The organism is Rhizobium sp. P1_E1 (genome assembly GCF_056406015.1).
In genome coordinates, this window is record NZ_JBFUAY010000480.1 from 1 (window position 1) to 1,546 (window position 1,546).

Here is a 1,546-nt window from a genome sequence, read left to right on the forward strand (position 1 = left end):
GGCATAACCCAGGCCCATCGTGGCCAATCCTGTGCCCGACGCTAGTTAAGGCGGCGCTACCGACTGAGGGACCTATTGACTGCTGGAATGATCTTATCTCCCCAGAGCTCTATCTGACGCAGCATCGTAGTCTGATCGAGGTCTCCCAGTTGGGTCTGAATCGCAATCTGGTCCGGCTTCAGAATTTCGATTTCTTGCAGGAGGCGGTCAATGACTTGATTTATGCTACCGATCGGCAGGTTCTCCTGCATCGTCTCGAGAGACAAATCCTGCTGCGTCGGCGTTGCCTGCAGCATATAGCCATCGTGGCTCTGCTGACGACGCTGATGAAGCGCTTCGGATAGCTGGCGCTGAAAACGCGCGTTGTCGAGATAGCGGTTGATCTCCGCTCCGTCATCGCTCGCGTAACAGCAGCGCAGCAATGATATCTTCGCGTCGCCAGGGCTCTTGAACTCGGCAGCTGCTGCCTCCTGGATCATTCCTCGCAAAGCACCCAAAGTTTCCAATCCGTTGTGTAGCGCGGTTACGAGGAGATTATGTCTCTCACGATAAGCCCGCCGCATACTGCTCGGAGACCCGGTTGCGATCYAGATCGGCGGCGAGGGCTTTTGAATAGTTCGGACCGAGATCGCAGTCGGAGGGATCTGCATAAAGTGGCCGCTGTGCGAGAAGATTTTCTGACTAAGACCTTTGAGCACAATATCAAGATATTCCGAAAACACGGCTGGCGCGTTATCAATGTTGACGCCGAAGCGCTCGAATTCGAACTGCTGATACCCTGAGCCAACACCGAGCTCGAGGCGGCCGTTCGAAACTACATCGGCAAAACCGATTTCGGCGAGCAAGCGCTGCGGCTGATAAAGCGGCAGGACGCAGACAGCGGTTCMAAGACGAATTCTTTTTGTTACGCCGGCGCAATGAGCGACCATCATCAGCGGCGACGGGACCAGGCTGTAGTTGTTAAAGTGATGTTCGGCGAACCAAGCGGTATCGAAGCCTGCCTGCTCAGAAAGGACGGTTTGTTCAATGGCGTCGTGGATGACGCTGTCCGACGTTTGGTGATAGCCGCGCTGGGTGGCCAGAATGAATGTCGCGAACTCCATGCAGTCTCCTTGTTCGCTATCGGAAAGACCCGACGTAGGACGCAGGTCGTAAAGCCTTAGCCAATCCAGCTTTCGATGTTCGAGTAAGCGGCCATCTCGCGAGAAGCTGCCTCTGCCATTCGCCTTGAACCGCAGAGCGTGTCTGCGGATTCAAGGAGACGTTCCATCGAAAAATGCCGCAGTACGCACTTTGCGCCCGAGTGTGCTGGACTTCCCTGGAATCCTCAGCTTCGTGCGATCGTCATCACATAGGCGATTGCCAGTTAGATCAGATTTGCTGACGCAACTCGGCCCGAAGTTTGAAGTCAACCCGCCATCCACATTGAGGATCGAGCCGGTAATGTAGGAAGCGTCAGCCGAAGCCAGGAAGTAGGCTGCGTCGGCCACTTCTTCCGGTTCTCCAAGCCTGCCCATCGGGATCTGCCGCGCGACCCACCTCGACA

The 1,546-nt window shown here is 55.8% G+C and carries 2 protein-coding genes; both read right to left on the reverse strand.

Annotated elements, in window-relative coordinates; genetic code table 11:
• Window positions 1-56 precede the first annotated feature (56 nt).
• Entirely contained in the window at window positions 57-1,103 is a 1,047-nt protein-coding gene (locus AC1D1Z_RS37290; RefSeq protein WP_477853837.1) for an LLM class flavin-dependent oxidoreductase, read from the reverse strand.
• A gap of 150 nt (window positions 1,104-1,253) precedes the next feature.
• A partial coding sequence (locus AC1D1Z_RS37295; protein ID WP_477853838.1) for an SDR family oxidoreductase occupies window positions 1,254-1,546 on the reverse strand: 293 nt, incomplete at its 5' end.